Below are 26997 nucleotides of genomic sequence, written 5' to 3'. Positions count from 1 at the left end.
CATGCATCTTTATTTCCTCATAAAAACCTTTACTCTCAAGTTTATCATCGTGGTATTCAATAGGAGTTATATTAAGCTCTTCTAGATAAATATGCACTACTGAATCGCCAGGCTGAAAGTCTGACATCTCAAAATAATCGAATAAACCATCTGGTAAAATAAAGCGAACTAAAGGATCCCAACCCATGGATAAAGCATTTATATATTTTACTGCAAATATATATGTTTCAATCTTTTTTTAATACTTTCCCCACAGCTTTTCGGTATGAGCCAACATTTATCCATAAAAGAAGATGGGAGCTTAATTTTTAAAAAACTAATATAAATCTTGATATATATAGTTTATATTTGTAAGTAGAATTGCAATTATACTTCTCAATGGTGGTTTTAGATTTAATACAATCTAAAATATCTTACGAAATAAACATTTGGTGTTTGGGCACTACCCAGACATCTTTTTTTTGTATCGATATTTTGCATAAAACTAAACCATCTATGCCCTCGTACCCTACTGCTCTTAATGCTCATGATAAGTGCGAAGCTTGTTTGCATCGTGCAAATAATTATGATAGCATATTTGACGCTACAACCTTTGTCAAAGGTGAAAGACTTCCTGTTAAAGGTCTTGACTGTTCTAAAATACTCTTATTATATAAAGGAAAGATTCAGATGAAGTGTCAGGATTCTAAATCCGTGTTGTTGATTCGGCAGGGAGAGATGACGCTGTTTTCAGAAAAAATAACGACTGAACTTGATGTATTGGAAGATGGCGTTGCACTATTTATGAAAGTAGATAATTATGACTCTATCTGTAAAATCACTATATCGCTTGCTAACTTGGTTGGACAATTATCAGATAGGTGGAGTAAATAGGTCCTTGAACAATCCGACAGAGATTACAGAGTTTAGAAAGTTAAATGAGGCTGCCGTTCGCAACCTAAAGCGAGCAGAAGAGGTTTTTGAACATTAACGCGAGTTTATAGGTAACGCTTCGCATGAGATGCAAACGCCTTTGGCTGTATGCTCTAATCGCCTCGAAACCCTCATGGAAGATGAGAGCCTAAGTGAGCAACAATTAACTGAGCTTGCAAAGACTCATCAGACACTTGAGTATTTATCGAAGCTCAATAAAACACTCTTGCTACTTTCGAAAATCGATAATAATCAATTTCTCAATAAGACCGAACTCAATATAAACTCGTTGGTCAGCAAAATCAGTCAAGATTATGCTGAAGTTTATGCATACAAAAACATTTCTTTGGAGATAAAAGAGTTAGGACAATTGCAGGTTGTTATGGACGAAACAATAGCTGGAGTATTAATCAATAATCTACTTAAGAATAGTTACGTACATAATGCAGCTGGTGGAGCTGTAGTTATTGAGGTTTATACCTCTAAATTAATCATTATGAATACGAGTGATTATGCGGCTCTTGACTCGGATCTGATCTTTGATAGATTTTATCAAGGTACTAAGAAAGAGGGTTCTACAGGTTTGGGTTTGGCTTTGATCTCTTCAATTGTAAAGGCTGAAAACCTTCGAATTAATTACTTCTACAGGAATGATATGCATGGCTTCGAAATAAATTTCAAGAAATAATAAGGATTAAGCTCTCTTTTCATATTCATTTCAGAATTGGGTCTGATATTTGTATCATAATAACAATTTAAACACTCAGAATATGAAAAATTTAATAATGCTTTGCTTGAGTTTATTTATCCTAAGTACTCCTATTAAGGCCGATGACAAGCCTATTGAATATGCCAAACTGCCAAAACAATCGCAAGAGTTTATTTCAAACTATTTTGCAGGTAAACATATCGCTCTAGTTAAAATGGATAAAGAGTTTTTTGATACTTCTTACGAAGTTATCTTCAGTGATGGTAATAAGGTTGAGTTCGACAAAAAAGGTCTCTGGAAAGATGTTGATTGCACCTATACCGAATTGCCTGCTGGCTTAGTTCCTGCTCAAATCAAGGCTTATGTTGACAAGAATCACCCTAACTTTAAAATTGATAAGATCGAGAAAGAGAGTCGTGGTCGCATCAGTGTAGAACTATCTAACGACTTAGAACTTCTTTTCGACTCAAATTTCAATCTAATTGATATTGATAACTAAAACTCAAACACAATGAATTTTAAAATACTTTTACTTGCCGGCTCACTACTTTCTATCTCTTTGTGGAGCTGCAACGATGACGATGAGAACGATAGTGCAAAACATATCCCAGAACCAGTTAAAATCGCACTGACTCAGAAATACCCTGATGCAAAGAAGGTGGAATGGGAAACCAAACGCGAATACCACGTGGCTGAGTTTTACCAAAACAAGAATGAAGTTTCAGCTTGGTTTGACGGATCAGGAGTCTGGCTGATGAGCCAGACAGATCTACAGTTTACGGCTTTGCTCATAGCAATCCAAAACGATTTCAAAGCTGGAGCTTACAAATCATGGGTAGTTGAGGATGTCGATATGCTCGAGCGAAAAGATTTTGATGTGGTTTATATTCTCGAAGCTGAGCTTGGTAAAGAAGAAGTTGATCTATACTACTCTGCTGAAGGTATATTAGTCAAAGCAATCAAAGACAAAGACAATCAAGGAGGCAATAATACACCTCAAGCGATTGATTCTGCAATTGCTGAATTTATTGCAAAGAATTATGAAGGAGCACGTATTCTTGAGATAGAACGCGAACATCAAATCGTTGAAGTCGATATTATTCATAAAAATAAAGCGCTAGAGGTAGTCTTTGATTTGAATAATAACTGGTTGCATACTTCTCAAGAAGTCCAGGTTGACAAGCTTCCTTTAGCCGTGACTCAGGTTGTAAATCTTCCTCAGTACCAGGGTTACTTCATCGATGAGGCTCATTTTATAGAGACTAAAGATGCTAGTTATTACCTCTTGGAGCTTGAAAAAGGAGATACTGAAACCCAGCTTAAAGTTGATGAGCAAGGTACGATCTTGAACTAAATCAGTAAAAGATATAGAATATATTAAGTCTGCTTAGGATATGATGCCTAAGCAGACTTTTATGCTTTGAGGGGTGAGCCCTCATTTATTTATAGTCATGAGGTCTTTGCAGGGGTTATCTGGCCAAAATAAATGGGAAGGAGTATCTTGGAGAGGAGATAAATTATTATCTTTGATACCATATAATTGGTAACAAAACAGCATTATGAATATTCAGTTAGGACGCTTTAATATACTTGAGATTGTAAAAGAGGTTGATTTCGGTCTATATTTAGATGGAGGAGAGTATGGAGAAATCCTATTGCCTTTGCGCTATGTGCCCGAAGAGTTTGAAATCGGAGAGATGCTTAATGTGTTTCTATACTTAGACATGGATGAACGTATGGTTGCAACCACACTTACACCCTATGTGCAAGTAGGTGGGTTTGCTTACCTCGAGGTTTCTTGGATTAACGAGTTCGGAGCATTTCTTGACTGGGGTTTAATGAAGGATTTATTTGTACCATTCCGTGAGCAAAAGCGCGACATGGAAGTGGGTGAAAAATACATTGTTTATGCTGATTTAGATGAAGAGTCTTATCGTATTGTTGGTTCGGCCAAAATAGAAAAATTCCTATCCAAAGAATTTCCTCCCTATGCTGAAGGAGATGAGGTGGATATCCTAATCTGGCAAAAATCTGATCTAGGCTTTAAAGCTATTATTAACGATCAGTTTTCAGGTCTTTTGTACGACAATGAGATATTCCAACCCGTTTATACAGGTATGCGCTTGAAAGCATTTATAAAGCAAGTACGTGAGGATGGTAAAATTGATTTAATCTTGCAACAAGGTGGTCACCAAACTGTGCTTGACTTTTCGAACTCTTTATTGAGCTATATTAAAGATAACGGTGGGCAAACAAGCTTTCATGATCGTAGTGATGCTGAAGAAATTTATAGCGTGTTTGGTGTGAGTAAGAAGGTTTTCAAAAAGGCTATCGGTGACCTCTATAAGCGTCGATTGATAACATTAGAACCAGGTAAGTTGGTATTAAGCGATAATTCTAAGTAGGGTTTTCCCTATTTAATGTAGAGATATTGATTAGGACGAGAGTTTTTCTCGTCCTAATTTTATTTATACAAACCAAAAAGAATACCACTATGGATACGAATAAACGGATTTTAGGACTATTGGCTTTCTTAGTAATTACGCTTCAGGCATTTGCCTATGGTGATACTCGTCGGGAAGCTCGATTTCTTACCGATAAGATGATGTACGAATTGAGGTTGTCTTCGAATCAGTATATAGACATCTTTGAGATCAACTACGATTTTTTGGCTAGTGTGGCTCCCATGCGCAACGCTATTGTTCAGGGTGATCCTCGAGCAATGGACTCTTATTATTCACTTTTGGATAATCGTAATCAAGATATATCGTGGGTGTTGAGTACCTCTCAGTACCGAAGATATTCAGGCTTGACCTATTTCTATCGTCCTATTTCGGTGCAATCAGGAGCATGGAGCCTGAGAGTTTATTTCACTTACACCAACCACAATCATTATTATTACGGTCCGCCAGCAAATTATAGAACTTATAATGGTAGATATCATCGCCGACATGGTAATAACTACTATTACAGAGATAGGCACAACTCTTCGTCTAACCGAAGATACCGACCTATTTATTCGAATAATCGTCGCTATCGTGATGTTAGGCAAGAGGACTTCGGTTATAGAGATCAGCGAAACTCATCAAGTTCACGTAGAAATGGTCGTGGAGTATCTCGTCAAGAGACTAGCCGAAATAATCGTTCTGGGGTTCGAAGCAATACGGATAGAAGGCATTCAGATGTACCAACTTATCGTGTAAATAATCAGTCGAGAGAGAATAATCGACGTTCACCTGGCTCTGTTGAGAAGTCTAATAGTAATAAGAGAGTTTCTACAAGAACTAATCGTTCATCGTCTCGTTCTAAGGAGAGTGGAACTTCCAGGCGAAGAACAAATACTTCTTCGTCGAGTTCCAGGAACTCATCTTCGGGTGCTCAAGTAATTTGATTTAATTGGCGTGAATTAACACTTTTGGGTTAAAAGCGATATATTCTTACTATATATATTAAAGAAATATACCTAAAAGAAGAAATCGCATATATTATTAAATTAAATTATTTTGTAAACTCAATCTTCTTTGCGATTTTTGTGTGTTATAAAATAGTAATCCTTTAATTATAAGATAATGAATTCTAATATGGAAAGACCCTACGTTGTAGGGATAGATATAGGTGGTACTAATACAGTCTTTGGAATCGTAGATGCTCGTGGCAACATTATCGATAGTGGCAAAGTGAAAACTCAAACATATCTGTCACCAGATAAGTATGTTAATGATGTCTGTGAGAATCTACTTCCCCTTATAGATAAGATCGGTGGATTAGAAAGAATTAAAGGTGTTGGTGTAGGAGCTCCTAACGGAAACTATTATACGGGTACTATTGAGTTTGCTCCTAACTTGCCTTGGAAAGGTGTTATTCCATTGGCTGCAATGTTTGAAGAGCGCTTGAATGTTCCTACTGCTCTTACAAACGATGCTAATGCTGCAGCTGTTGGTGAAATGACTTATGGTGCCGCTCGTGGTTTGAAGAACTTCATTATGATAACATTGGGTACTGGAGTAGGTAGCGGAATTGTTATAAATGGACAAGTGGTTTATGGTCACGATGGCTTTGCTGGTGAGCTGGGCCATGTATGTGTTGATCGCAAGACAGGTAGGCCTTGTGGTTGTGGGCGTAAGGGTTGTCTTGAGACTTACTGTTCGGCTACTGGTGTAGCGCGTACAGCTCGTGAACTATTGACCTCGCGTACAGAACCAAGTGTGTTGAGAGATATACCTGCTGACGATATTACGTCTAAAGATGTTTACGAGGCAGCTGAGCAAGGTGATGTTATTGCTAAAGATATTTTTGAGTATACAGGACGTATCTTAGGCGAGGCCTTATCTGATTTTATTGCATTTTCTAGCCCTGAGGCAATCATCCTCTTTGGTGGTTTAGCAAAATCGGGAGATTATATTCTTAGACCTATTCAGCGTGCTATGGAAGAAAACGTGTTGAATATCTACAAAGGTAAAACCCGTCTATTTGTTTCAGAACTTAAAGATTCTGATGCAGCAGTTCTTGGAGCGAGTGCTTTGGCATGGGAGCTTAAAGACTAAGTAAATAAGACAACAACTAATAAATATATAGTAACGAGGAGTGTGCTGCGGCATACTTCTCGTTTTTTATCCCCAACCAAAAAGCCACAACCTGAAAACAGATTGTGGCTTTTGATATCTTGTAAGAAATAAGAATTACTTGTTAACTCTTTTTTCTTTGATACGAGCTCTTTTACCAGTACGTTCACGTAGGTAGTAAAGTTTAGCACGACGAACGATACCCACTTTGTTCACTTCGATGCTATCGATAGCTGGTGAATCCATTGGGAAAATACGTTCTACGCCTACTGTTCCAGACATCTTACGAACAGTGAAACGTTTTTTGTTACCACAACCTACGATTTTAATTACCACACCGCGGTAAAGCTGAACACGCTCTTTGGTACCTTCAATAATACGATAGGCTACAGTGATTGTATCCCCTGCTTTAAAGCTTGGATGCTGCTTACCAGTTGAGAATGCTTCTTCAGCAATTTTAATTAAATCCATTTTCTTAAATTTATTATTAAGTTATATCAACGCAACATATCAAGCAACACTTATCTTGACAGCGATTACGTAAAGCGGTGCAAAGTAACAAAATATTTGCTTGATACACAAAATAATCATCCACAAAAATATGCCCTGATAGGCTCAAAATCTTATCTTTGTGTATATTAAAGTCGAAGTTTATGAGAAAGATAATGTTTAGCAGTAAGTGGAAGGTTACACTGGCTTTGCTGGTAGTAGTAAGTTTTATATCGTGTAGCAATCGAGCTTCTTATAAAGCTGTTGAGATCCAAGGTGGTAAAATTGCTATCGATTCGGTTTGGGATAAAAACCCCAATCAAGCAGCTTTAGCTATTCTCGCTCCTTACAAAGCAGGAGTGGATAGTGTTATGAATAAGGTTATTGGCTATTGTCCCGTAACGCTCACTAAAGGACGTCCTGAAAGCCCCTTATCTAACCTAGTAGCAGATGTTTTGCGTAATGCAGCTGCTCAAGTATTGGGTAGTCCGGCTGATATTGGACTTGTTAATATGGGGGGGTTAAGAAATATACTCCCGAATGGTGATATTACAGTTGGTACTGTTTACGAAATCCTTCCTTTTGAGAATTCACTTTGCGTAGTGACCCTCGAGGGTAAATTTGTAAAGGAGCTTATGCAGAATATTGCTACGGTTCAAGGTGAGGGGATAAGTAATATAAATCTCGAAATAAATAAGGCTGGTGATGTATTATCGGCTAAGGTTGGAGGTCAGGAGATTGATGAGGCTAAAATATATACTGTAGCTACAATCGATTATTTGGCTGATGGTAATGATGGTATGACTGCTCTTATGCAATCACAATCTAGACAATGCCCTGATGGAGCTACACTGCGAGGACTGTTTTTAGACTATGTCAACAAACAGGCGGCACAGAAAAAAAACATAACAGCCGTTGTTGAAGGACGAATCTCAGTTAAATAACCCCACTTAAATTAACGTAATTATGAGAAAATATAATCTACATATAGCTTTAGTCGCTCTATTTTTATTGACCAATCTTTTTGGTTCTGCCCTAGCTCAACAAAAAGAGCTTTATATCTATCACTCCAACGATACACACAGTCGGATTGAACCTATTGATGTAAATTCTGCTGATAAGTTTGCTGGTTTGGGCGGTTATGTTCGTAGGGCTACCTGCATTGACTCTCTACGGATAGTTAATCCTTCCATGCTCCTTTTTGATTGTGGAGACTTCTCGCAAGGAACTCCCTACTACAATATGTATAAAGGAGAAGTTGAGGTACTACTGATGAATGAAATGCAGTACGATGCAGCGACTATTGGTAATCATGAATTTGATTTTGGCCTTGAAAATATGGCTCGTCTCTTTGAGTTAGCTAAGTTTCCGATTGTTTGTGCCAACTACGACTTTAGGGGTACGGTTTTGGAGGCTTTAGTTAAACCTTATATTGTTATCGAGCGTGAGGGCCTTAAAATAGGGGTATTTGGGTTGAGCCCTCGTATTGAAGGATTGGTGCAAGCCTCCAACTGTGAGGGGGTATCTTACTTGTCTCCAGCTGACTCAGCCAATAAAATAGCTAAGAAGTTAAAGGAAGAACTTAATTGCGATTACGTTATTTGTCTTTCACATCTGGGTCTAAGCCCTTCAGCTTTAAATCAAGACAGTGATCAAGTATTGGTAAGAAGCACTTCTAACATAGACCTCGTATTGGGTGGGCATTCGCATACCTTTATGAATGATCCCGAAATTGTATTAAATAAAGAAGGAAAAAGCGTTCCAATTTCTCAGATGGGTAAAAATGGTGTATATTTAGGTATGTTTAAAGTTACATTTGAACCGAACTAAAACGATATAACCCTATACTTTATGATAAAGAAGATACTTTTGAGCGCTATACTGCTCTTATGTTATCATACAGGAAAGGCTCAAGTTGAGCCTTTCATTTTAAATGCATCTCCCAAGGCTATTGAGCAAAGAACGGCATGGGTAGATTCTGTATATAATCAGATGAGCCTAGAGCAACGAGTCGGACAGTTGTTTATTTTCACAATCGCACCACAGCTTAATAAGTCGAATGAAAATCTGCTTAAAAAAGTTGTTAAAGACTACCAAATTGGTGGGTTACTGTTTTCGGGTGGTGAGGTAGCCAATCAAGTAAAGCTTACCAATATGGCTCAAAATTGGGCTAAACTCCCCCTGATGATAACCTTTGATGGAGAGTGGGGGTTGTCGATGCGACTCAAGAATACGCCAAAATTTCCTCGAAACATGGTCTTGGGTTGTATTACAGATGAAACGCTGCTTTATGCCTACGGTATGGAGATGGGTAGAGCTTGTCGAGAAATGGGGATTCATGTAAACTTTGCTCCCGTTGGCGATGTAAATACCAATCCTAATAATCCAGTTATTAATACTCGCTCTTTTGGTGAGTCTCCCTATAATGTTGCTGATAAGGTTATTGCTTACGGAAAAGGGTTAGAGAGCCAAAATGTTCTCTCAGTAACCAAACATTTTCCTGGTCATGGCGATACCAATGTCGATTCGCATAAAGCTTTGCCTGTTTTACCTTTTAGTCGAGAACGCTTAGATTCTATCGAGCTCTATCCCTTCAAAGCCTTGACCGAAGCAAAGCTCAGTGGTGTTATGGTAGGACATTTAGATGTGGCTGCGCTGGGTACACGTTCGGGCGAAGCCTCTTCTTTATCTCGATTAGTAGTTCAAAATACGTTGGTAGACTCCATTGGCTTTAACGGACTTATCTTTACCGATGCTTTGGCTATGCGTGGAGCAGGCTCTTCTGGTGGCGTTTGTTTGCGTGCTATTCAGGCTGGTAATGACATGTTGCTTAGTCCTCCACAAGTTAAGCGTGAATTAGACTTGGTATTAGCCGCTATCAAGAAAGGTGAGCTTTCTGAGTCCATAATTCAGGAGAAGTGTAAAAAGATATTGACCTATAAGTATGCTTTGGGTTTAAATAAGCCACAAGAAATTCGTCTCTCTGGTTTGATTCAGCGTATTAATAAACCTGAAGCGACAGAGCTTATCAACAGGCTCGAAATTGCTGCAATTACCCTTATCAAAAACGAGGGTAGAACCTTACCCTTGCACGATAAAACCAAAAAAGTAGCTTTTGTTTATACTGGTGTTGATCAGTATAGTGCACTAAAGAGTGCTATAAACCCCGAGATTCAAGTAAAGATGTTTGCAGTTGATCCTTCTTTGTCGGTTGCTTCAAGAGAGAAGCTAATCAAAGAGCTTGAGGATTTTGATAGAGTCTTTGTTTGTCTGTCTGAGAACAAGCTCGAACGCTACGATACTTATTTTGAGGTTTTACAAACCAAGCGGCCTTTGAGCTTCATCTTTTTTACGGGAGGTCAGTACCTCCGATTGATGGAAAAGAGTATAGCGAATGCCGAATCGGCTATTCTAGCTCATGCGCCTGGCCTGAATGTTCAGCATGCTGTTGGGGAAATACTTATGGGTACATTAGAGCCTTCGGGTCAATTGGCTGTAGCTATTGGTGATACTTATCCTGAGGGTACTGGCTTATTTGGGTTTTCTGATCAGAAAGACAGCGCTGTTGAAGAAGTTCAATATGTAGCCGAAGACCTCGGTTTTAATAATGAAAAACTCGTAAAGATAGATTCTGTAGCACAAGCAGCAATAGCTGAAGATGCTTTTACTGGTTGTCAGATCTTAGTTCTTAAAGATGGTCATCTGGCTTACCACAAAGCATTTGGTACTTTATCTGGGTCAGATTCAAAACAAGTTGCGACTTCTGATTATTTTGACTTAGCCTCTCTGACAAAAACTACTGCAACACTGCTAGGAGTGATGAAGCTCTATGATGGAGGACGACTTAACCTTACCGATGAGATTTCAGCGTTTATACCTGAACTGAAAGGCACAGACAAGGGTAAACTGACTATTCAACAACTATTATTTCATGAATCGGGTATGTCTGCTGGTCTTTATCTATACGGTGAAATTGTTGATCCAAAGAGTTTCGAAGGACCTATTTTTCGGAATCGTAAGGATGCCAAGCATACACTCCAGTTGGGCGATCGGTCTTGGGCCAATCCAAACTTTAAGTTTAATAAAGGACTAACAAGTAAAAAACAGACCGATCACCATTCCATTCAGGTATCCGATAATCTTTGGTTTAATGATTCCATTAGTGGGGTCATTTTAGATCAAATTTACGACAAACCTCTATTGAGTAAGAAATACCGTTACAGCTGTTTGGGTTTTATCCTTTTGCAAAAATGTATTGAGAATATTACAGGCATTGGGCTTGATAAATATTTAGCAGAGTCTTTTTATCAGCCTATGGGGTTAAACCTGACGTTTAATCCGTTAGAAAAATTTTCGAAAGATGAGATTGTTGCTTCAAATAACGATAAGCTTTTTAGAAAAGAGGTAGTACAAGGTTATGTGCACGATGAGACGGCTGCTTTATTAGGAGGAGTATCTGGTAATGCTGGTTTATTTGGAAACGCTGCCGATGTTGCTGCCATCTATCAAATGTTGCTCAATGGAGGAGTCTATAAAGACAAGCGTTATCTAGGTGAAAGTACTTGCAAGTTGTTTACTACGCAGAAATCAAAGATTAGTCGTAGAGGATTGGGTTTTGACAAGCCAAGTGGTGAGGTTAACAAATATAGCCCTTGTAGCTCTTCTACACCTATCCAAACTTATGGACATACTGGTTTTACGGGTACTTGCGCTTGGGTTGACCCTGTTAATAACTTAGTGTATGTGTTTTTGAGTAATCGGACTTACCCTTCGGTTTGGCCCAATAAATTGTCTTCTTTGGCAGTAAGAGAATCAATTCAAGAATTAATATATGAGGCATTAGCAGATGAAGAAGCGATATCCTAGAGGGAAATATCAAACCACTTACTCGTTTCTTATCTCCGACTTACTCGCAATCCTGTTCTTAGTAAGTCCTATTCAACTAAAAATCCCGTAAAGCTGATTCAGCCTTACGGGATTTTTAGTTGAGTATTGATTTCGTTCGTTTAAATATTTGCAATACTCATAATGTCTGCAAAGACTCCAGCAGCTGTTACATCTGCACCAGCTCCGTAGCCTTGAATCATCATAGGGTAATCTTTGTATCGTTCTGTTGTAAGCAAGATCACATTATTGCTACCCTCTAGGGTATAGAAAGGGTGAGATGAACTGACCTCTTCGAGTCCTACACTAGCCTTACCTTGGTCAAGCTTAGCTACGAATCGCCATTTCTTTTGCTCTTTTTCTAGCTTTTCTCTATCCTGTTCAAATGGAGTATCTAAAGCGGTTATTCCTTTCCAAAAGTCAGCTAACTCTCCTTCAAAATAAGCATTAGGTACAAACAGGTTAGTTTCAACATCCGATTGTTCTAACGGATAGCCAGCTTCACGAGCCAAAATAACCAGTTTGCGGATTACATCGGTACCACTCAGGTCAATACGTGGGTCGGGCTCAGAATACCCCTCTTCTTGCGCTCTTTTTATGGTTTGACTAAAAGGTACTGTTGCACTAATCTCATTAAAGATGAAGTTTAGTGTACCCGAGAGGACAGCTTCGATCTTCAAGATCTTATCGCCACTATTAATCAAATCGTTAATCGTATTAATAATAGGCAAACCTGCACCAACATTGGTCTCGAATAAGAACTTTACACCTTTTTTGAGTGCTTCACGCTTTAAGTCGATGTAGTTTTCATAAGAGGAGGAGGCAGCAATCTTATTGGCTGCTACGATAGATATGTTGTGGGCTAAGAAGTTTTTATAAAGTGAGGCTACGTCTTGACTTGCTGTACAATCGACAAATGCCGAATTGAAAATATTTGTTTTAATAATTTCTTGTACTAGAATCTCGGGTGAGCTTGGTATGGCCACCTGATCGAGCAACTTCTTGTATTCATCTAGGTCGATGCCATCTCTGTTAATAAGTAGCTTCTTGCTTGTAGCTATACCTACTACATTGAGCTTGAGTCGTTGCTCATCCATAAGTCTTTGTTGTTGTGACTTAATTTGATCAATCAAACTTGCTCCAACGGTCCCTGTTCCACAGATGTAGAGGTTAAGCTCTTTATACTCTGAAAGGAAGAATGAGTCGTGAATTACGTTGAGTGCTTTTTTGAGCAGATGACCATCTACCACTATCGATATATTCATCTCCGAAGCTCCTTGAGCACAAGCAATCACATTAATACCATTTCTTCCAAGGGTCTGGAAGAGTCGGCCAGCTATGCCCGCATTGCCTTTCATTTTATTCCCCACAACAGCAACTGTTGCTAAGCCTTCTTGGGCTCTCATCTTAGATATGATCCCTTGCTCTATCTCTTTTGCGAATTCATCATCTAGAGCCTTACAAGCACCTACGGTATCTTCAGAACGTACACCAATAGAAGTGCTATTTTCGGATGAGGCTTGAGCTACAAGGAATACGCTGATGCCATTTTTGGCTAGTGCCTTAAAAATTCGGTAGTTCACACCAATTACTCCAACCATACCTAAACCATGCACAGTGATAAGGCTTGTATTGTTGATTGAAGAAATTCCCTTGATAACCTGCTTCGATATTTTCGTCGATGAGGCTGAAATCACAGTTCCTGGACCACTGGGGTTAAATGTGTTTTTAACCAATATGGGTATATTGGTGTGGCACACAGGATATATGGTTGGTGGGTATATAACTTTTGCACCAAAGTTGCAAAGCTCTGTAGCTTCATCATAGCTTAGTTCTTCGATGGTGTAAGCCTTGTTGATAACTCTGGGGTCGGCTGTCATAAAACCATCAACGTCAGTCCATATTTCTAATTGCTCTGCGTTAAGTGCTGTAGCAATTAGTGAGGCAGTATAATCAGACCCACCCCTACCGAGGTTAGTTATTTCGTTGTTTTCTTCATCCGATGCAATAAACCCTCCCAAGACGGAAATCTTTGGTAAATATTTAAAGGCTGAACGTATGAGTGAAGTGGTTAAGGCAGTATTGGGTACATGCTTACCATGCTTTAGTTCTGTCTTGATGAATTCACGTGAATCCATCCATTTAGCCTCGGGAATAGCCTGAGCTACAATAATGGAAGATAGACGCTCTCCATAACTTACAATCGTATCGAGTGTCTTAGAAGATAGGTCTTTAATCAAGTAAACTCCTTTGTAGATATTGATTAATTCTCCGAAAAGTGCTTTCATCTGAGCATTCAGGCGCATTCGATTCTCGTTCTCTTCAAATAGTTCATTAACTACTGTTTCATGTCTTCCTACGATGGATTTAAACTCATTTTCATAAGCAATGTTTCCATCTGCCGCCAGGAAAGCAGTGTTGAGAAGGTGGTCTGTTATTCCACCAAGTGCCGACACAACAATAATGATTGGTGTGTCTGAATTTGATGCTGCAATAGCTTTAACCTTGGAAATGGCCTCGGCATTCGCTACTGAAGATCCTCCAAACTTGAGTACTTTCATAAGTGTTTTATTTGATTATCGTTTGTAAAGTAACGTAAAAAAAAGAAGGATGCCAAGGCACCCTTCTTAATATTAGTTCTGTATTTTAAGCTCTAATTATTTGATAATAACCACACGGCTTAATTGGTTTTCTTTTCCGAATACAGATTCTACACCACCCATACCAACTGCTTTCAGTTTAGAAGCGCTTACGCCTTCTTTGATAAGTGCGTCACGTACATTGTTTGCACGAGCTTCACTTAAGCGTAGATTATACGCTTTGCTACCTGTAGCTTGGTCAGCATAACCTTGTACTGTGTAGTTTTTGTCTGTAGCCTTGATTGACTCAGCCATCAATTTTACTGTTACTAAATCTTTAGCAGTAAGATCGCTCTTGTCAATTGGGAAGAAGATTACACGTGAATCATCAGCAGCAACTTCCTTGTAAACCACTTCTGGTTTTCTGTTGCGTAATGCTGAAATTTCGTCTTTCAACTGGTTGTTGTATGCTTGAGCATCACGTAGTTGATTTTGGATGCGGCGCATTTCGCTTTCGCTAATTCCTGTTGAAATAACAGTACCTCTGTTGAAGTTTCTTTGTTTAAACTTGTAAGTTAAACCTACTGTTAAAGCAGCCATACCATCTTTGCCATGGTTGCCTTTGTCACCTGCAAAACCACTTTTTAGAAGTGTTCCACGAGCTTCGATGTTAATGTCTAATGCAGGAGATACACGGAACTTGTTGATTAAACCAAGACTTGCACCAAATTCATTGTTTTTCGGGCTTTCCCAAGCGTGTAACCAAGCGAAACCTACATAAGGGATGAATGAGTAAATACGATCAGGATTATAACCACAAAACATATTTGATAGATTGAATAACACTTCAGCGTGTAGATTCATCATATCCCATTTTTGGTCGTAATATTTAACTCCGTTTTTTACAAAGCTTCCTCCAGTTGTAAAGGCTTCTTTTTCATTGATTGCAGCACCTTTACCTTGAAGGCCCATATAACCAAATCTTAAGGCCATTCCGGGAGTGAACCACTTTCCTAGTGAAACATCTAAAGCGGGAGCAAGTCTTTTACCAAAAGATTTCTTTGCATCTTTGCTTCCAAAATATACTTGTGCACCACCATTGATATCAAAGAACCAGTTGTCAAAAAAACGATTAGTTTCAACTTTGTATTTATCTGCATTTGTAGTAACGTCTCCGTTGCTTTGTGCATAAGCACCTCCAAGAGATGCAACTGCGAATACAGCTGTTAGTAAACTTTTCTTCATGTCTGTTTATAATTAAGTTAAAATTAAGTTAATTCTTTTTTACCTTTTGTTTACTTGTAATAGATACTTTATTAAATCTAGGAACTTTATTATGACATATCATAAATTAAAAGTTCATTTTAGCTTGATATTATATCCATCTAAATGTTATCCAATGTAGCAAGTTGTCCTATTTATGCCTGCTACACTTAACTAAACAATCAAATAAAAAAGATGTTCATACTTTTTTATATCTAATTGACAAATATAGGCATTTATACAACATGCCAACAATTTTTTATAAAAAAACATACCTTTCAATTGATTACAACAAGTTTTTTATCGTTTATGTTCACTATTTTTAAACATTGTATCTGTTTTGCATAATAAGGATGCCGATTACTCGTGTTGTTTTTAAAATCCTTATCTTTGTTAAACATAAAAGTATTAGAACACTATGGCTAAAGAAAAAACAATTTATTACTGCTCCAATTGTGGTTATGAATCGATTAAATGGGTTGGAAAATGTCCTTCTTGTGCTGAGTGGAATACTTTCAAAGAAGAGAAAGTTCTTCCAACTCAAGAAAAGAACTTTAGTTATTCGGCCGAATCTGGGAAAAAAAGGAACACTCCCACACTTATAGGAGAGATCAATATAACTCAAGAATCACGCATCGATATGAATGATGAAGAGTTGAACCGTGTCTTGGGTGGGGGGCTTGTTCAAGGCTCAATTGTTTTGCTTGGTGGAGAACCAGGTATTGGTAAGTCAACTCTTATTCTTCAAACAGCACTGGGTATTGAGGGAAAAAAGATTTTATATGTCTCGGCTGAGGAGAGCGAGAGACAGTTAAAGCTTCGTGCCGACAGACTTGGTAAAACTTCATCCAACACCTTTATTATTTGCGAAACCTCTTTAGAACATATCTTCCAACATATAAAGAATATATCTCCCGATATGGTTGTAATCGACTCGATCCAGACGATCTCTACCGAAACTGTCGATTCTTCACCCGGAAGTTTATCACAGGTTCGTGAATGTTCTGCTCAGCTTCTACGTTGTAGTAAGGAGACTAATATACCCATACTTCTGATTGGACATATTAATAAAGAAGGATCAATTGCTGGGCCAAAGGTCTTAGAACATATAGTAGATACTGTTCTGCAGTTTGAGGGTGATCAACAGCACCTTTATAGAATCCTCAGAAGCATCAAGAACCGATTCGGAAGTACTTCGGAAATAGGTATCTACGAAATGCGTAGTGACGGATTAAGGCAGGTTTCTAATCCCTCCGAAATGTTGCTTTCAAAAGACCATTCAGGAATGAGTGGGGTCTGTATTGCAGCTGCTGTTGAAGGTGTTCGTCCATTCTTAATTGAGACCCAGGCACTTGTTAGTTCAGCGGTGTATGGTATGCCGCAACGTTCGGCCACGGGGTTTGACTTGAGAAGAATGAATATGCTCTTGGCAGTACTTGAAAAACGTGTTGGTTTTAAACTCGCACAAAAAGATGTATTCTTAAATATAGCTGGTGGAATCAAAGTAAAAGATCCTGCCATTGATCTCTCTGTGATAAGTGCCATCTTATCGTCAAATATGGATGTAGCTATTGATAATAATATATGTGTTGCTGGGGAGGTTGGCCTTTCTGGTGAGATCAGACCCGTAACACGTATTGAACAACGAGTCAAAGAGGCGGAGAAACTAGGCTTTAAACGGTTTATTTTACCTCAATTTAATGTGCAGGGCTTAGATGTTGATAAATACTCAATAGAATTAATGCCTGTCCGCAAAGTAGAAGAAGCTTTTAGATATTTATTCGGATGATTAACCACCACCACGCACTACCAAACCATCGACCAGAGATTGCTATTGTTGAATTTAATATTCTGGCAGCACTGGGACTTAAGTCTATTCTTATAGAACTTATTCCAGTAGCTGAAATTCGTATATTCCAAGGTTTTGAGGCTTTTATGGATGATACCCCTGATATGTATGCACACTACTTCATATCGGCTCCTATTTACATAGAGCACAATTCTTTTTTCCTTCCCCGCAAGAAAAGAACTATTGTAATGGCTTCTGAAGCACAGGCTACACTGCTTTCAGGAGTTTTTGTATTGGATGTCTTTAAGACCGAGAAGCAGGTTATTAAGTCTTTGATAGATTTACACAAGCAAGCGCATGAGCCTGGTCATTCTCGTAATAAAAATGCTGTAGCAGCACATCAAGTGCATGAACTTAGCCCACGAGAAATTGAGGTAATCTCGCTTATTGCTATGGGGATGACCAACAAGGAGATTGCAGACAGGCTTAATATTGGGCAAACTACTGTTATTACCCACCGCAAAAATATAACCGATAAATTGGGCATAAAGTCAGTGTCTGGACTAACAATCTATGCCGTCATTAACGGTTATACCGACTTGCATCAAATTTAAATATTGCGCATCACCTTCATTTGGCAGTTCTTACAATCGAACTGTAGCTTAAACTCACTACCATTGGGGTCAACAAGGCAGAAGGGTTCTCTATAGGGTGATTTATCTTGCTGAAAAGTAGGGCACCATCCCATAGAATAACGGATACAGTGTTTGCAAAACATTAGAACTGCTTCGTCTATGGTTTTTTTCTCAAAGGCTGGTGCAATTTCTGTCACCCCGTGCTGAGCATAAAATTGATGTGCATAGCTGTTCATAACATTTCCTAGATAGGTTAGTTTGGGTGTTATAAATTGGTGACTAGTCTTTTCGAAACGTTGCTCAATCCTTCTATAATTTCTTTTTCGGGTTTCTATAAGCTGTTCTACCGCTTCTCTTCTGGCTTCATTGAGGATTGACGAGGGTACGAACCACTCTTTTTGTAGTGTAACCTCAACGGCTGCTGGATAGAATGGTGTGTTTCCTAGCTTAGACAGTTGGCGTATAATATTGTCTTTTTGAGGAGTGCGTGCCTCTTCTTTAGCTTGATCTAGCTGAACGCTTGCTTCATTACCATCCTCATCAAAGAGTTGTAGAGTAAAGCCTTTAACCGACTCAGTTAACTTTATCTGAACTCCAATCGTCCTTGTTGACGAGGTCTTGCTGAGCAATTTGTCAAATTCGTGATCGTAGTTACGATAGATTACCGTCTTTGGTTTTATGTGGGGCATTTCAAGAGGGAATATTTTATTTCCTTCAACCTTGTTGATTCTAAAGCCTGTGAGCTTACCATTCTCATCAATAAAACATGCACCATCACCATTATGGAAAGGTTTCAGACCAGCGACTGTAAAGTAGTTTCCTCGCATCTCTTTCATAAGGCCCATCTCTTCGCCCAATGATTTTGGAGTATCGAAGCAGGCAATATCACTTTGCCTTCCATTGGCAAAGAAGGAGGTTGCACCACGGCTAAAGCTTTTGTCTAAGTTGGGTTCGAAAAGTAGTTCGGTTACTCCTGATGACGCTGCGATATATTCGGGACGTCGTTTGAAGATTTTATCTAAAGCTTTTCTGTAGGCTGCTGTTACATTCTTTACGTATGTAGGATCTTTAAGGCGACCTTCTATTTTTAGTGAACTTGCTCCAGCGTCGATTAAAGATTCGAGTCGATCAAGCTGATTCATATCTTTAAGCGATAGTAGGTGCTTGTCTTTAAGGATTATTTTGCCATTTGCATCTTTGAGTGTAAACGGTAAGCGGCAAAACTGTGAACATGATCCTCTGTTTGCACTTCTTTTGCTGATGGCTTGGCTCACGTAACACTGTCCACTATAACTTACACAAAGTGCTCCATGAACGAATACCTCAAGTGATACCCCGGGACAAGCTTGATGAATCTGATGTATTTCATTAAATGATAACTCCCTTGCTAATACCACTTGGTTGAAACCAGTTTCTTGTAAGAACTTCACTTTTTCTATGGTACGGTTATCGCATTGTGTACTTGCGTGTAGTGCAATGGGAGGGAGATTCATGTTTAAGATCCCCATATCTTGGATTATCAGTGCATCTACTCCAATGCGATGTAGATCCCAAATCATCTTTTCGGATTCTTCTACCTCATGGTCTTCTAAAATGGTGTTGACGGTTGCATAGACCTTAACGTTGAGTAAGTGTGCATAATCTACCAGTTTGGCTAAATCTTCTATTGAGTTGGTGGCAGAAGCTCTAGCCCCGAATGAGGGTGCGCCAATATATACAGCATCAGCACCATGATCGATTGCTGCTATACCGCATTCTAAGTTTTTGGCAGGAGCTAGAAGTTCTATTTTTCGTATGGACATAATCTTTTCGTTATTTATTGACATAGTGATTTAGCCAATTCATGAATAATAAGTTGGCATGTGAGCCCCATGTTTCGATGGGGGGTAAGCTGGAATCGTTATTTTTATAATAATTGACGGGTGCATTTATCTCTAAACCTTTGGATAGATCTCTTCTATACTCACCATCTAATCTGTAAAGTGGATATTCCGCGTGGCCAGTTATAAAAAGCTGTTGTCCTGCATTAGCCGATACTATGAATACTCCAGCTTGGTTTGAGACCGAAAGCAATTCTATCTCAGGACAGTTATTGATATCTTCGGTTCTAACTTCTGTGTGTCGGCTATGAGGAGCATTAAAGGTTGGTTCAAACCCCTCTAATAAAGGACAACTTTTGTTAAGAACCTGGTGTTCAAATATACCAAACTTCTTCTGTTCTAGCTCGTACTTATTGATGTTGTAAAAATGATATAAGCCTGCCTGTGCAGCCCAACAGATATTAAGCGTTGATTTGACATGAGTTTTAGACCACTCAAACACCTCTTTTAGCTCCTTCCAATAGCTAACTTGCTCAAATGGAAGATGCTCAATAGGTGCACCAGTAATAATAAAACCATCAAAACTTTGCTCCTTGACCGAGCTGAAGTCTGAGTAAAACTGATCTAGATGCTCCTTTGGCGTATTCCTTGATTGGTGCGAATTAAACCTAATCAGACTCACCTCAATATGAAGTTCACTTTTTGAGAGAATACGGATAAAATCAGTCTCTGTCTCTATCTTTAGAGGCATAAGGTTGAGCAACCCTATCTTTAAAACGGGTTCATGTGCATTGGCTCTCTTGTCTTGTATGTCAATATGAATACCTTCTTTTTTGAGTAAGTCGAAAGCAGGTAAGTCTTTTGGGATGTATAGTGGCATATCCAGGATATATATAAATTGCTTATCGTTGCAAAATTAATTAAAAAAGATAAGATTCTATATCAACTTGCTTGAATACATATTTAATGAGGCGAAAACTAAATATCTAATTGGTTCTATTGCCTTCTAGCATAGATTTTACTCTAAGAAGCTAAAAAAATAGAGATAATGGTGGTAAGTAATCAAATAAACCTTTATTTTTGCCAAACTAATTAGTACTAATAACATTTTAAAATTTTAAACAATGGCTTACGTAATTAATGACGACTGTATAGCATGTGGCACATGTATCGATGAATGCCCAGTAGAAGCTATTTCAGAAGGTGATATCTATACTATTGATGCAGACCTTTGCACAGACTGTGGTACTTGTGCTGATGTTTGTCCATCAGAAGCGATTCACCCAGAAGACTAATTGAGGATTTAATTCTCAAAAAAACAAGAGCTGACCAATTGGTCAGCTCTTGTTTTTTGTTTTATTCTTACTGCTTAACAACATGCAGGGTATGTCCCATTTTTTGTTGTTTAGTTTCCAAGTATGATTTGTTGTATTTATTAGGCTGAACCTCAATAGCAACATTCTCTACAATGTTCAATCCGTACGATTCGAGTCCTATGCGTTTTATCGGATTATTACTCATTAAGCGCATTTTGGTTACACCTATTTCTCGTAATATATTTGCTCCAACACCATAATCTCTCTCGTCAGCTTTGAAACCAAGATGTAGATTAGCTTCTACAGTATCAAGGCCTTCTTCTTGAAGTTTGTAAGCAGCTATCTTGTTCATTAGTCCGATTCCACGTCCTTCTTGATTCATATATACGATAACACCTTTACCTTCTTTATCAATCATGCGCATCGCTTCGTGAAGTTGCTCTCCGCACTCACATCTGAAAGAACCAAAGATATCACCAGTTACGCAAGAAGAGTGAACACGTACAAGTACTGGTTCATCTTTCTCCCAAGTACCTTTGATTAGCGCTACATGCTCTAGTCCGTTAGATTTTTGTTTAAAAGGGATAAGACGGAAATGGCCATACTCTGTTGGCATATCTACCTCTTCTCCTTTTTCGATTACTGATTCTTGGCTTAAACGGTATTTGATTAGATCAGCAATTGAAATTATTTTAATTCCAAATCTTTTAGATACCTCCATAAGTTGAGGTAGTCTAGACATTGTTCCGTCTTCGTTGATGATCTCGATTAATGCACCAACCGGTTTGAAGCCTGCAAGCTTACACATATCTACAGTTGCTTCGGTGTGTCCTGCTCTGCAAAGAACTCCTTTATCTTTAGCCCTAAGAGGGTTGACATGCCCTGGTCGAGCCAAGTCGGTAGGTTTACAGTTTGTATCGGCCAAAGCCAGAATAGTAGCTGCTCTATCGTCCATAGAAACACCAGTTGTACAGCCTTCGATCTTGTCGACTGTAACTGTAAATGGAGTTTCATAAATAGAAGTGTTTGACGATACTTGCATTTCTAGTTCAAGTTCGTTGCATCGCTCAGCACTGAGTGGTGTACACAGAACTCCTCTGCCATAACGCATCATAAAGTTAACCTTCTCAGGAGTTATCATTTCTGCTGCGATGATAAAATCACCTTCATTCTCACGATCTTCATCGTCCACAACGATAAGAAACTTTCCTTCTTTAAAATCAGCGATTGCTTCTTCTATTGTGTTTAATTTAAAATCTTCCATAACTACTTATTCTTATCTATAATTATTTTAAGCTCTTTGTTTATCTCTATTACTTTTTGGATGTCTTTAGCGAGTCGTAATCTAAAGAACCAAATTCTAAAGTAAAAGAATATTCCCACAGGGAGTATAACCCCAATTGCTCGGTCAAGCCATTCTAGCTTGAATGGGAGCGTATGCGCTCGGTGTGGGATCACGGGATATTTATTTATCGTATTAATAATCTCTAGTGAGCTAGAGTTTGAAAGTTCCTCTATAATCAGTTCGAGTTCGCCCAAATATTCATCTACGGGGTCATTAGTTTTAGTCTTGAACCAAAGTTTTATATAGCTCTGTGCACTTCTTAATTTATGTGTATTACGATACTCCTCCAGTCTGTTGGATAGGTGAGTGATTTGCTCATAGCATTCGCTGTAATTGGGGTCGTCAATAACAACCTCTTTACGTGTCATATGTCTTTGTGGACGGATACCTATAACCGTTTTTATCCAACTCATATAAGTGTCCGAATTCAGAATCACCGCATCTTTATTCGATTTGTAGGCTAGAAATCCACCCACAGGGGCTAAAATAAGCGTACTTAACCACATGCCAAACCAGACTTCCCACTCTCCTTCACGGGCCATTTTAGAACCCATGGTGTTGATGATATAGTAGATAATAAATATCATTACCGAGATTACCACAGGCATTCCTAATCCTCCCTTACGGATAATTGCACCTAAGGGTGTCCCAATAAAAAAGAAAACTAGGCAGGCTAGAGATAAGGTTATTTTTTCATGTAGAGCCATCTGGTGACGTCTTATGTCAAGATCAGTATTTGAAATTTCGAACTTCTTAAAGCTCCACTCACTTGAAAGTGACTCAGCTTCTCTCTTGGCTAAATTGAGTACATTCTGCTTCTTTTTTAGTGTTGATGTAGCTAAAACACTATCGGCATTAATCGAAGTGATTTGGGAGTTAGCTAGTTTTAAAGAGTCTGAGGAGCTTCGGTAACTATCTATTTTTTTGAATGCCCTATCTATGGCAAAATCGTAGTTTGAAGTTCCTACACTGTCATTGACATATCTCATAGAGTCAATAGAGAGCTGCAATGAATTAATATTTTTAGCACTTGCTTGTTTATCAAGAATACCTCCATCAGCCATATTGAAGTTTGTATCAAACTCAATGAGTGCGTGTTTCTCGCTAAAACTCTCTCGGCGATAGGGGATGTTTTTACTGTTAACACCTGGTTGTTTTATATTTTCGAACAACTCGCCATTATAGAGATGTAGGTATAGGTGTTTTTTGTCTGCTGTTAATGCTAGTCTACCTGTGTCTGCTACAATAATACGTGCATTATCAAAGCCCTCAGAGAATTGATAAATTGTTACATCGTGTAGGAGTCCTGTTTCTCTGTTTTTTGATTTTACATAGATGTTATAACCATCTATTTCGTTGTAAAACAGGCCTTCAGGAATCTCAAGTTCAGGAGATTTCTGTCGTATAGAAATTAGTAGTGTTCCTAGTTTTTGGTAGGCAATAGGGCCTATGTTGTTTTGGAATACAAAAGAGGTTCCACAAAGTAGTAGGGCTAATATGATTAGGGGCCTAATAATTTTGAACAATGATATCCCTGCAGCCTTCATTGCTAAAAGCTCAAACCGCTCTCCAAAATTACCAAATGTAATTAAAGAAGCTAGCAAAATGGCTAGGGGTAGAGACACCGGTATTAAAGTCAGTGCAGCATAGAAGAAAAACTCTGCCAAAACACTAACCTCCAATCCTTTTCCTACTAAATCATCAATAAATCTCCAGATGAACTGCATCATGAAGATAAACAGACAAATAAAGAATGTAGCGACAAATAATAGCCCGTAGCTTTTTAAGACAAACCTATCTAGTTTTTTTATTTTCAGCATCCTAAAATATAATCGTATGCAATTAGCTCCACAAAATTACGACAAAAAAAGGAGCATGAAAAGATAATCTATTATAATTAAATTTACTAGAAGCCTTTTAGTCGTCTGAGTGTCTCTATCTGTTTGTTCCATAGTTCCTCGTGATCGTCGATTTCATCGTCATCAGCAAAATCTTTAATCTCTAGAACATAGTCGTTTGTAAGCTCGCTTTTATGCATTCTTAATTCAAAATACTCTTTTGGGTGTGTGCTATCAGCCCATTTGAAGCGGATATATGAATAGGTACGAAACCCTACAATCTCTGCTTGCTTTACTTCTTCATCGTTTTCACCCCAATAGAATGTTACAATTTTATCATTTGAATCTACGTGATCGGCAAACCACCCTTCTAAACCTGAGGGCGTGCTGATCGCATCCCAAATAATATCTTTGGAGGTGGCATCTAATATGTATTCTAAGTTTATTTTTATTCTTGACATAGTATTCTTCAGTTGTGTTTCTATGTGCCAAGATAAGTACTTTTATCCAAAAAAAAGTGAAGTAAAATAAATATGTTTATGCCTGAAACAGCAATAAATAGTCGTGTGTAAATATTTTGTCAAAAAAGTTGCTGTATTTTTTGCAGAAATAAATTAAACGCTTATATTTGCACTCGCAATCACGAAATGATGGTGATGGCGGGATAGCTCAGATGGTTAGAGCGCATGATTCATAATCATGAGGTCCCGAGTTCAATTCTCGGTCCCGCTACTTTAAGAGGGAAGTTTTTCAATGCGAAAACTTCCCTCTTTTTCTGTTATTTAATTCTCTTACAAGCTCTTGTGTTTTGCACTTGGTATGCTTGTTTTTAATAATTAAGTAATCAGAGATTCGCTTATATCAAACGATTAGGTTGTTTGGTTACTCCCACTTACTGGGGGGACCAAAACCACCTAGTCATTTTTTATTTACAGCTGCTAGGTCAGCCAAATTATTACTTATAATATAATGAATGATTTAAATGTTAATCCCGCTAAGTCGCGTACGGCAATGGGGATTTTATTAGCTCTTAGTTTTGCCCATTTCTCAAATGATGTATTTCAGTCTATAGTTCCGTCTATTTTCCCAATGCTGGAAAATAGCTTATCTCTTAATTTAGCTGAAATTGGTATTATTGCTTTGGTTTATCAGATATTCTCATCAATATTCCAGCCTATTGTAGGTGTCATTTTTGATAAAAAGCCTAGACCTTACTATTTGCCTATTGGGATGATGTTTACACTTGTAGGATTGGCTATATTGGCTTTTTCTCCAAATTATATTTCAGTATTGATTTCGGTAGCCTTAATTGGTACTGGTTCGTCCATTATTCATCCTGAGGCTTCTCGGTTAACACATTTAGCCTCTGGTGGTCGTCACGGTTTAGCACAATCCATATTTCAGGTGGGTGGTAATCTAGGAGGATCTTTAGGACCTTTGCTAGCCGCTTTAATAATTACTCCTTATGGACAAGAGTATATCGTCCTATTTTCTTTCTTGGCTCTGATTGTAATTGTACTTCTTAGCCCGATTTATAAGTGGTATGGTAAGAAGCTTAAGGAGGTTAAGGAAAAGAAGGTTGTGATTGAACATATTAAGCCCAATCCTCTTAATCGTCAGAAGACTACTTTCGCGATTGTTGTATTATTAATATTGCTCTTCTCTAAATATGTGTATATGGCGAGTTTGACCAACTATTATACATTTTTCCTTATTGATAAATTTGGTGTAACAACACAAGAGTCGCAGATGTATTTATTCCTATTCTTATTCTCTGTTGCACTTGGTACCTTAATTGGTGGACCTATTGGAGATAGAATTGGCCGTAAATATGTGATTTGGGTCTCAATTTTAGGAGCTGCTCCTTTTGCTCTCTTTATGCCTCATGTTGGTCTAATGGGAACCTGTATTTTAACAACGATTGTAGGTGTGGTTTTGGCATCAGCCTTTTCTGCGATTTTAGTATATGCTCAGGAGCTTCTTCCTTCTAAGTTAGGACTTGTTTCGGGCATGTTCTTCGGATTTGCTTTTGGTATTGCAGGAATTTCTGCCGCTTTACTTGGTTGGGTTGCTGATTCTCATGGAATACAGTTTGTCTATGATATGTGTGCTTACATGCCTTTGCTAGGTATTGTAGCTTTATTCCTACCGAATGTTAAAATTAAACACAACTAAAGATTTAGTTCAGATTAAATATTTTAGAGGGCTACTTACATGTAAATCATGTTAAGTAGCCTTTTTTCTTTATTTTAGCCCACTGAAATAACTCTTGATTTAATCTCATGCTTATGAATGGTTCTGCGTTTGATAATTTGTTTAGGATTCGCCCGGCTTGTCCTATTGATATGTCACAGATTTTAGAGGTCTTTAATCTTGCTCGAGAGCAGATGTATCAATCGGGTAATAGATCGCAATGGTCTGTAGATTATCCATCCGAGCAGCAATTACTGAAAGATATTGCTGAGGGATATCTATATCTTTGCTTTTCGAATAATGAGTTTTGTGCAGTGTTTGCCCTCATCTTTGGTGAAGATCCAACCTATCGAGTCATTTATGAGGGAGAGTGGTTAAACGATGCACCTTACGCTACACTTCATAGAGTAGCTGGTAGTGGTCGGGTTAAAGGGATAGGTCGTTTTATCTTAGATTGGTGTTTGGAGCGTTCTCAAAATCTGAGAGTAGATACACATGCCGATAATGGAGTAATGCTTCACCTTTTGCAAAGCATGGGTTTCAGGTATTGTGGAATAATCTATGTTGCCAATGGTACAGCTAGGTTGGCTTTTCAGAAGAGTCTATAAAAGAATTGGCCCACTCTTTATTAGAAGAATGGACCAACTCTCTGCAAATTATGAT

The 26997-nt window shown here is 38.3% G+C and carries 23 protein-coding genes, 1 tRNA gene and 1 pseudogene; 16 read left to right on the top strand and 9 right to left on the bottom strand.

Annotated elements, in window-relative coordinates:
• A pseudogene (locus B091_RS11955) lies at positions 1 to 187 on the bottom strand (ISAon1 family transposase N-terminal region protein); the annotation flags it as partial.
• Positions 188 to 495: 308 nt separating this feature from the next.
• Here B091_RS11955 and B091_RS0107810 point away from each other — a divergent pair.
• From B091_RS0107810 to B091_RS0107780, 7 genes are all read left to right on the top strand, one after another.
• A complete protein-coding gene (locus B091_RS0107810) occupies positions 496 to 873 on the top strand; it encodes a hypothetical protein (protein WP_051069808.1) in 378 nt (125 codons plus the stop codon).
• Positions 874 to 979: 106 nt separating this feature from the next.
• On the top strand, positions 980 to 1600 hold the full coding sequence (locus B091_RS11950) for a sensor histidine kinase (protein ID WP_262482548.1): 621 nt from the start codon (positions 980 to 982) through the stop codon (positions 1598 to 1600).
• An 82-nt stretch (positions 1601 to 1682) separates the two neighbouring features.
• On the top strand, positions 1683 to 2120 hold the full coding sequence (locus tag B091_RS0107800; RefSeq protein ID WP_018109453.1) for a PepSY-like domain-containing protein: 438 nt from the start codon (positions 1683 to 1685) through the stop codon (positions 2118 to 2120).
• A gap of 12 nt (positions 2121 to 2132) precedes the next feature.
• Complete coding sequence (locus B091_RS0107795) at positions 2133 to 2975, top strand: PepSY-like domain-containing protein (protein ID WP_018109452.1); 843 nt, start codon at positions 2133 to 2135, stop codon at positions 2973 to 2975.
• Between the two features lie 205 nt (positions 2976 to 3180).
• Positions 3181 to 4026, top strand: a complete 846-nt coding sequence (locus B091_RS0107790) for a CvfB family protein (RefSeq protein WP_018109451.1) — start codon at positions 3181 to 3183, stop codon at positions 4024 to 4026.
• A gap of 89 nt (positions 4027 to 4115) precedes the next feature.
• Positions 4116 to 5012, top strand: coding sequence for a hypothetical protein (locus B091_RS11945; RefSeq protein ID WP_018109450.1), 897 nt, complete (start codon positions 4116 to 4118; stop codon positions 5010 to 5012).
• Between the two features lie 178 nt (positions 5013 to 5190).
• Positions 5191 to 6165, top strand: coding sequence for an ROK family protein (locus B091_RS0107780; RefSeq protein WP_018109449.1), 975 nt, complete (start codon positions 5191 to 5193; stop codon positions 6163 to 6165).
• 135 nt (positions 6166 to 6300) lie between these two features.
• Here B091_RS0107780 and rplS read toward each other — a convergent pair whose 3' ends face one another.
• Positions 6301 to 6654, bottom strand: coding sequence for a 50S ribosomal protein L19 (gene rplS / locus B091_RS0107775; RefSeq protein ID WP_018109448.1), 354 nt, complete (start codon positions 6652 to 6654; stop codon positions 6301 to 6303).
• Positions 6655 to 6836: 182 nt separating this feature from the next.
• Here rplS and B091_RS0107770 point away from each other — a divergent pair, with 182 nt between their 5' ends.
• The 3 genes from B091_RS0107770 to B091_RS0107760 are packed head-to-tail and all read left to right on the top strand — an operon-like array spanning position 6837 to position 11538.
• Entirely contained in the window at positions 6837 to 7616 is a 780-nt protein-coding gene (locus B091_RS0107770; RefSeq protein ID WP_051069806.1) for a 5'-nucleotidase C-terminal domain-containing protein, read from the top strand.
• Between the two features lie 22 nt (positions 7617 to 7638).
• Positions 7639 to 8502 (top strand): bifunctional metallophosphatase/5'-nucleotidase, encoded by an 864-nt coding sequence (locus B091_RS0107765; protein WP_018109446.1) that lies wholly within the window; start codon positions 7639 to 7641, stop codon positions 8500 to 8502.
• Between the two features lie 21 nt (positions 8503 to 8523).
• A complete protein-coding gene (locus B091_RS0107760) occupies positions 8524 to 11538 on the top strand; it encodes a serine hydrolase domain-containing protein (protein WP_018109445.1) in 3015 nt (1004 codons plus the stop codon).
• 140 nt (positions 11539 to 11678) lie between these two features.
• Here the strand turns inward: B091_RS0107760 and thrA are convergent, their stop codons facing one another.
• Both thrA and B091_RS0107750 read right to left on the bottom strand, forming a co-directional pair.
• Positions 11679 to 14117, bottom strand: a complete 2439-nt coding sequence (gene thrA / locus B091_RS0107755) for a bifunctional aspartate kinase/homoserine dehydrogenase I (protein WP_018109444.1) — start codon at positions 14115 to 14117, stop codon at positions 11679 to 11681.
• 96 nt (positions 14118 to 14213) lie between these two features.
• Positions 14214 to 15380, bottom strand: a complete 1167-nt coding sequence (locus B091_RS0107750; RefSeq protein WP_018109443.1) for an OmpA family protein — start codon at positions 15378 to 15380, stop codon at positions 14214 to 14216.
• A 436-nt stretch (positions 15381 to 15816) separates the two neighbouring features.
• On the opposite strand from B091_RS0107750, the gene radA reads away from it, so the two are divergent.
• Together radA and B091_RS0107740 are read left to right on the top strand one after the other, a co-directional pair.
• Positions 15817 to 17187, top strand: a complete 1371-nt coding sequence (radA, locus tag B091_RS0107745; protein WP_018109442.1) for a DNA repair protein RadA — start codon at positions 15817 to 15819, stop codon at positions 17185 to 17187.
• Complete coding sequence (locus B091_RS0107740) at positions 17184 to 17801, top strand: helix-turn-helix transcriptional regulator (protein WP_018109441.1); 618 nt, start codon at positions 17184 to 17186, stop codon at positions 17799 to 17801. The genes radA and B091_RS0107740 overlap by 4 nt, the downstream gene beginning before the upstream one ends.
• Here B091_RS0107740 and B091_RS0107735 read toward each other — a convergent pair.
• Together B091_RS0107735 and B091_RS0107730 are read right to left on the bottom strand one after the other, a co-directional pair.
• On the bottom strand, positions 17798 to 19627 hold the full coding sequence (locus B091_RS0107735; protein ID WP_025069361.1) for a peptidase U32 family protein: 1830 nt from the start codon (positions 19625 to 19627) through the stop codon (positions 17798 to 17800). The genes B091_RS0107740 and B091_RS0107735 overlap by 4 nt on opposite strands.
• Positions 19628 to 19634: 7 nt before the next feature.
• Complete coding sequence (locus B091_RS0107730; RefSeq protein WP_018109439.1) at positions 19635 to 20522, bottom strand: homoserine O-succinyltransferase; 888 nt, start codon at positions 20520 to 20522, stop codon at positions 19635 to 19637.
• Positions 20523 to 20766: 244 nt separating this feature from the next.
• Between B091_RS0107730 and B091_RS0107725 the strand changes: the two genes are divergently transcribed.
• Positions 20767 to 20937 (top strand): DUF362 domain-containing protein, encoded by a 171-nt coding sequence (locus B091_RS0107725; RefSeq protein ID WP_018109438.1) that lies wholly within the window; start codon positions 20767 to 20769, stop codon positions 20935 to 20937.
• A 67-nt stretch (positions 20938 to 21004) separates the two neighbouring features.
• Here B091_RS0107725 and B091_RS0107720 read toward each other — a convergent pair whose 3' ends face one another.
• The 3 genes from B091_RS0107720 to B091_RS0107710 form a co-directional block, all read right to left on the bottom strand.
• Positions 21005 to 22222, bottom strand: a complete 1218-nt coding sequence (locus B091_RS0107720; protein WP_018109437.1) for a bifunctional 3,4-dihydroxy-2-butanone-4-phosphate synthase/GTP cyclohydrolase II — start codon at positions 22220 to 22222, stop codon at positions 21005 to 21007.
• Positions 22223 to 22224: 2 nt separating this feature from the next.
• Positions 22225 to 24123: an LptF/LptG family permease gene (locus B091_RS0107715; protein WP_025069362.1), complete on the bottom strand. Its 1899-nt coding sequence runs from the start codon at positions 24121 to 24123 to the stop codon at positions 22225 to 22227.
• Positions 24124 to 24209: 86 nt separating this feature from the next.
• Positions 24210 to 24602 (bottom strand): START-like domain-containing protein, encoded by a 393-nt coding sequence (locus tag B091_RS0107710; protein WP_018109435.1) that lies wholly within the window; start codon positions 24600 to 24602, stop codon positions 24210 to 24212.
• A gap of 197 nt (positions 24603 to 24799) precedes the next feature.
• Here B091_RS0107710 and B091_RS0107705 point away from each other — a divergent pair.
• From B091_RS0107705 to B091_RS0107695, 3 genes are all read left to right on the top strand, one after another.
• Positions 24800 to 24873 (top strand) — tRNA-Met (locus tag B091_RS0107705).
• A 237-nt stretch (positions 24874 to 25110) separates the two neighbouring features.
• Positions 25111 to 26316, top strand: coding sequence for an MFS transporter (locus tag B091_RS0107700; RefSeq protein WP_018109434.1), 1206 nt, complete (start codon positions 25111 to 25113; stop codon positions 26314 to 26316).
• A gap of 113 nt (positions 26317 to 26429) precedes the next feature.
• Entirely contained in the window at positions 26430 to 26942 is a 513-nt protein-coding gene (locus tag B091_RS0107695; RefSeq protein WP_202898292.1) for a GNAT family N-acetyltransferase, read from the top strand.
• The last annotated feature ends 55 nt before the right edge of the window (positions 26943 to 26997 follow it).

The organism is Bacteroides propionicifaciens DSM 19291 = JCM 14649, assembly GCF_000375405.1.
Lineage (GTDB): Bacteria > Bacteroidota > Bacteroidia > Bacteroidales > Bacteroidaceae > Bacteroides_E > Bacteroides_E propionicifaciens.
This window is presented reverse-complemented; position numbering and strand designations above follow the sequence as displayed.

What these genes read in the sequence shown, in the direction of transcription:
- B091_RS0107810 (WP_051069808.1), top strand. Translation starts at nt 496, where the DNA reads ATGCCCTCGTACCCTACTGCTCTTAATGCTCATGATAAGTGCGAAGCT.
- B091_RS0107800 (WP_018109453.1), top strand. Translation starts at nt 1,683, where the DNA reads ATGAAAAATTTAATAATGCTTTGCTTGAGTTTATTTATCCTAAGTACT.
- B091_RS0107795 (WP_018109452.1), top strand. Translation starts at nt 2,133, where the DNA reads ATGAATTTTAAAATACTTTTACTTGCCGGCTCACTACTTTCTATCTCT.
- B091_RS0107790 (WP_018109451.1), top strand. Translation starts at nt 3,181, where the DNA reads ATGAATATTCAGTTAGGACGCTTTAATATACTTGAGATTGTAAAAGAG.
- B091_RS11945 (WP_018109450.1), top strand. Translation starts at nt 4,116, where the DNA reads ATGGATACGAATAAACGGATTTTAGGACTATTGGCTTTCTTAGTAATT.
- B091_RS0107780 (WP_018109449.1), top strand. Translation starts at nt 5,191, where the DNA reads ATGAATTCTAATATGGAAAGACCCTACGTTGTAGGGATAGATATAGGT.
- rplS (WP_018109448.1), bottom strand. Translation starts at nt 6,654, where the DNA reads ATGGATTTAATTAAAATTGCTGAAGAAGCATTCTCAACTGGTAAGCAG.
- B091_RS0107770 (WP_051069806.1), top strand. Translation starts at nt 6,837, where the DNA reads ATGAGAAAGATAATGTTTAGCAGTAAGTGGAAGGTTACACTGGCTTTG.
- B091_RS0107765 (WP_018109446.1), top strand. Translation starts at nt 7,639, where the DNA reads ATGAGAAAATATAATCTACATATAGCTTTAGTCGCTCTATTTTTATTG.
- B091_RS0107760 (WP_018109445.1), top strand. Translation starts at nt 8,524, where the DNA reads ATGATAAAGAAGATACTTTTGAGCGCTATACTGCTCTTATGTTATCAT.
- thrA (WP_018109444.1), bottom strand. Translation starts at nt 14,117, where the DNA reads ATGAAAGTACTCAAGTTTGGAGGATCTTCAGTAGCGAATGCCGAGGCC.
- B091_RS0107750 (WP_018109443.1), bottom strand. Translation starts at nt 15,380, where the DNA reads ATGAAGAAAAGTTTACTAACAGCTGTATTCGCAGTTGCATCTCTTGGA.
- radA (WP_018109442.1), top strand. Translation starts at nt 15,817, where the DNA reads ATGGCTAAAGAAAAAACAATTTATTACTGCTCCAATTGTGGTTATGAA.
- B091_RS0107740 (WP_018109441.1), top strand. Translation starts at nt 17,184, where the DNA reads ATGATTAACCACCACCACGCACTACCAAACCATCGACCAGAGATTGCT.
- B091_RS0107730 (WP_018109439.1), bottom strand. Translation starts at nt 20,522, where the DNA reads ATGCCACTATACATCCCAAAAGACTTACCTGCTTTCGACTTACTCAAA.
- B091_RS0107725 (WP_018109438.1), top strand. Translation starts at nt 20,767, where the DNA reads ATGGCTTACGTAATTAATGACGACTGTATAGCATGTGGCACATGTATC.
- B091_RS0107720 (WP_018109437.1), bottom strand. Translation starts at nt 22,222, where the DNA reads ATGGAAGATTTTAAATTAAACACAATAGAAGAAGCAATCGCTGATTTT.
- B091_RS0107715 (WP_025069362.1), bottom strand. Translation starts at nt 24,123, where the DNA reads ATGCTGAAAATAAAAAAACTAGATAGGTTTGTCTTAAAAAGCTACGGG.
- B091_RS0107710 (WP_018109435.1), bottom strand. Translation starts at nt 24,602, where the DNA reads ATGTCAAGAATAAAAATAAACTTAGAATACATATTAGATGCCACCTCC.
- B091_RS0107700 (WP_018109434.1), top strand. Translation starts at nt 25,111, where the DNA reads ATGAATGATTTAAATGTTAATCCCGCTAAGTCGCGTACGGCAATGGGG.
- B091_RS0107695 (WP_202898292.1), top strand. Translation starts at nt 26,430, where the DNA reads ATGAATGGTTCTGCGTTTGATAATTTGTTTAGGATTCGCCCGGCTTGT.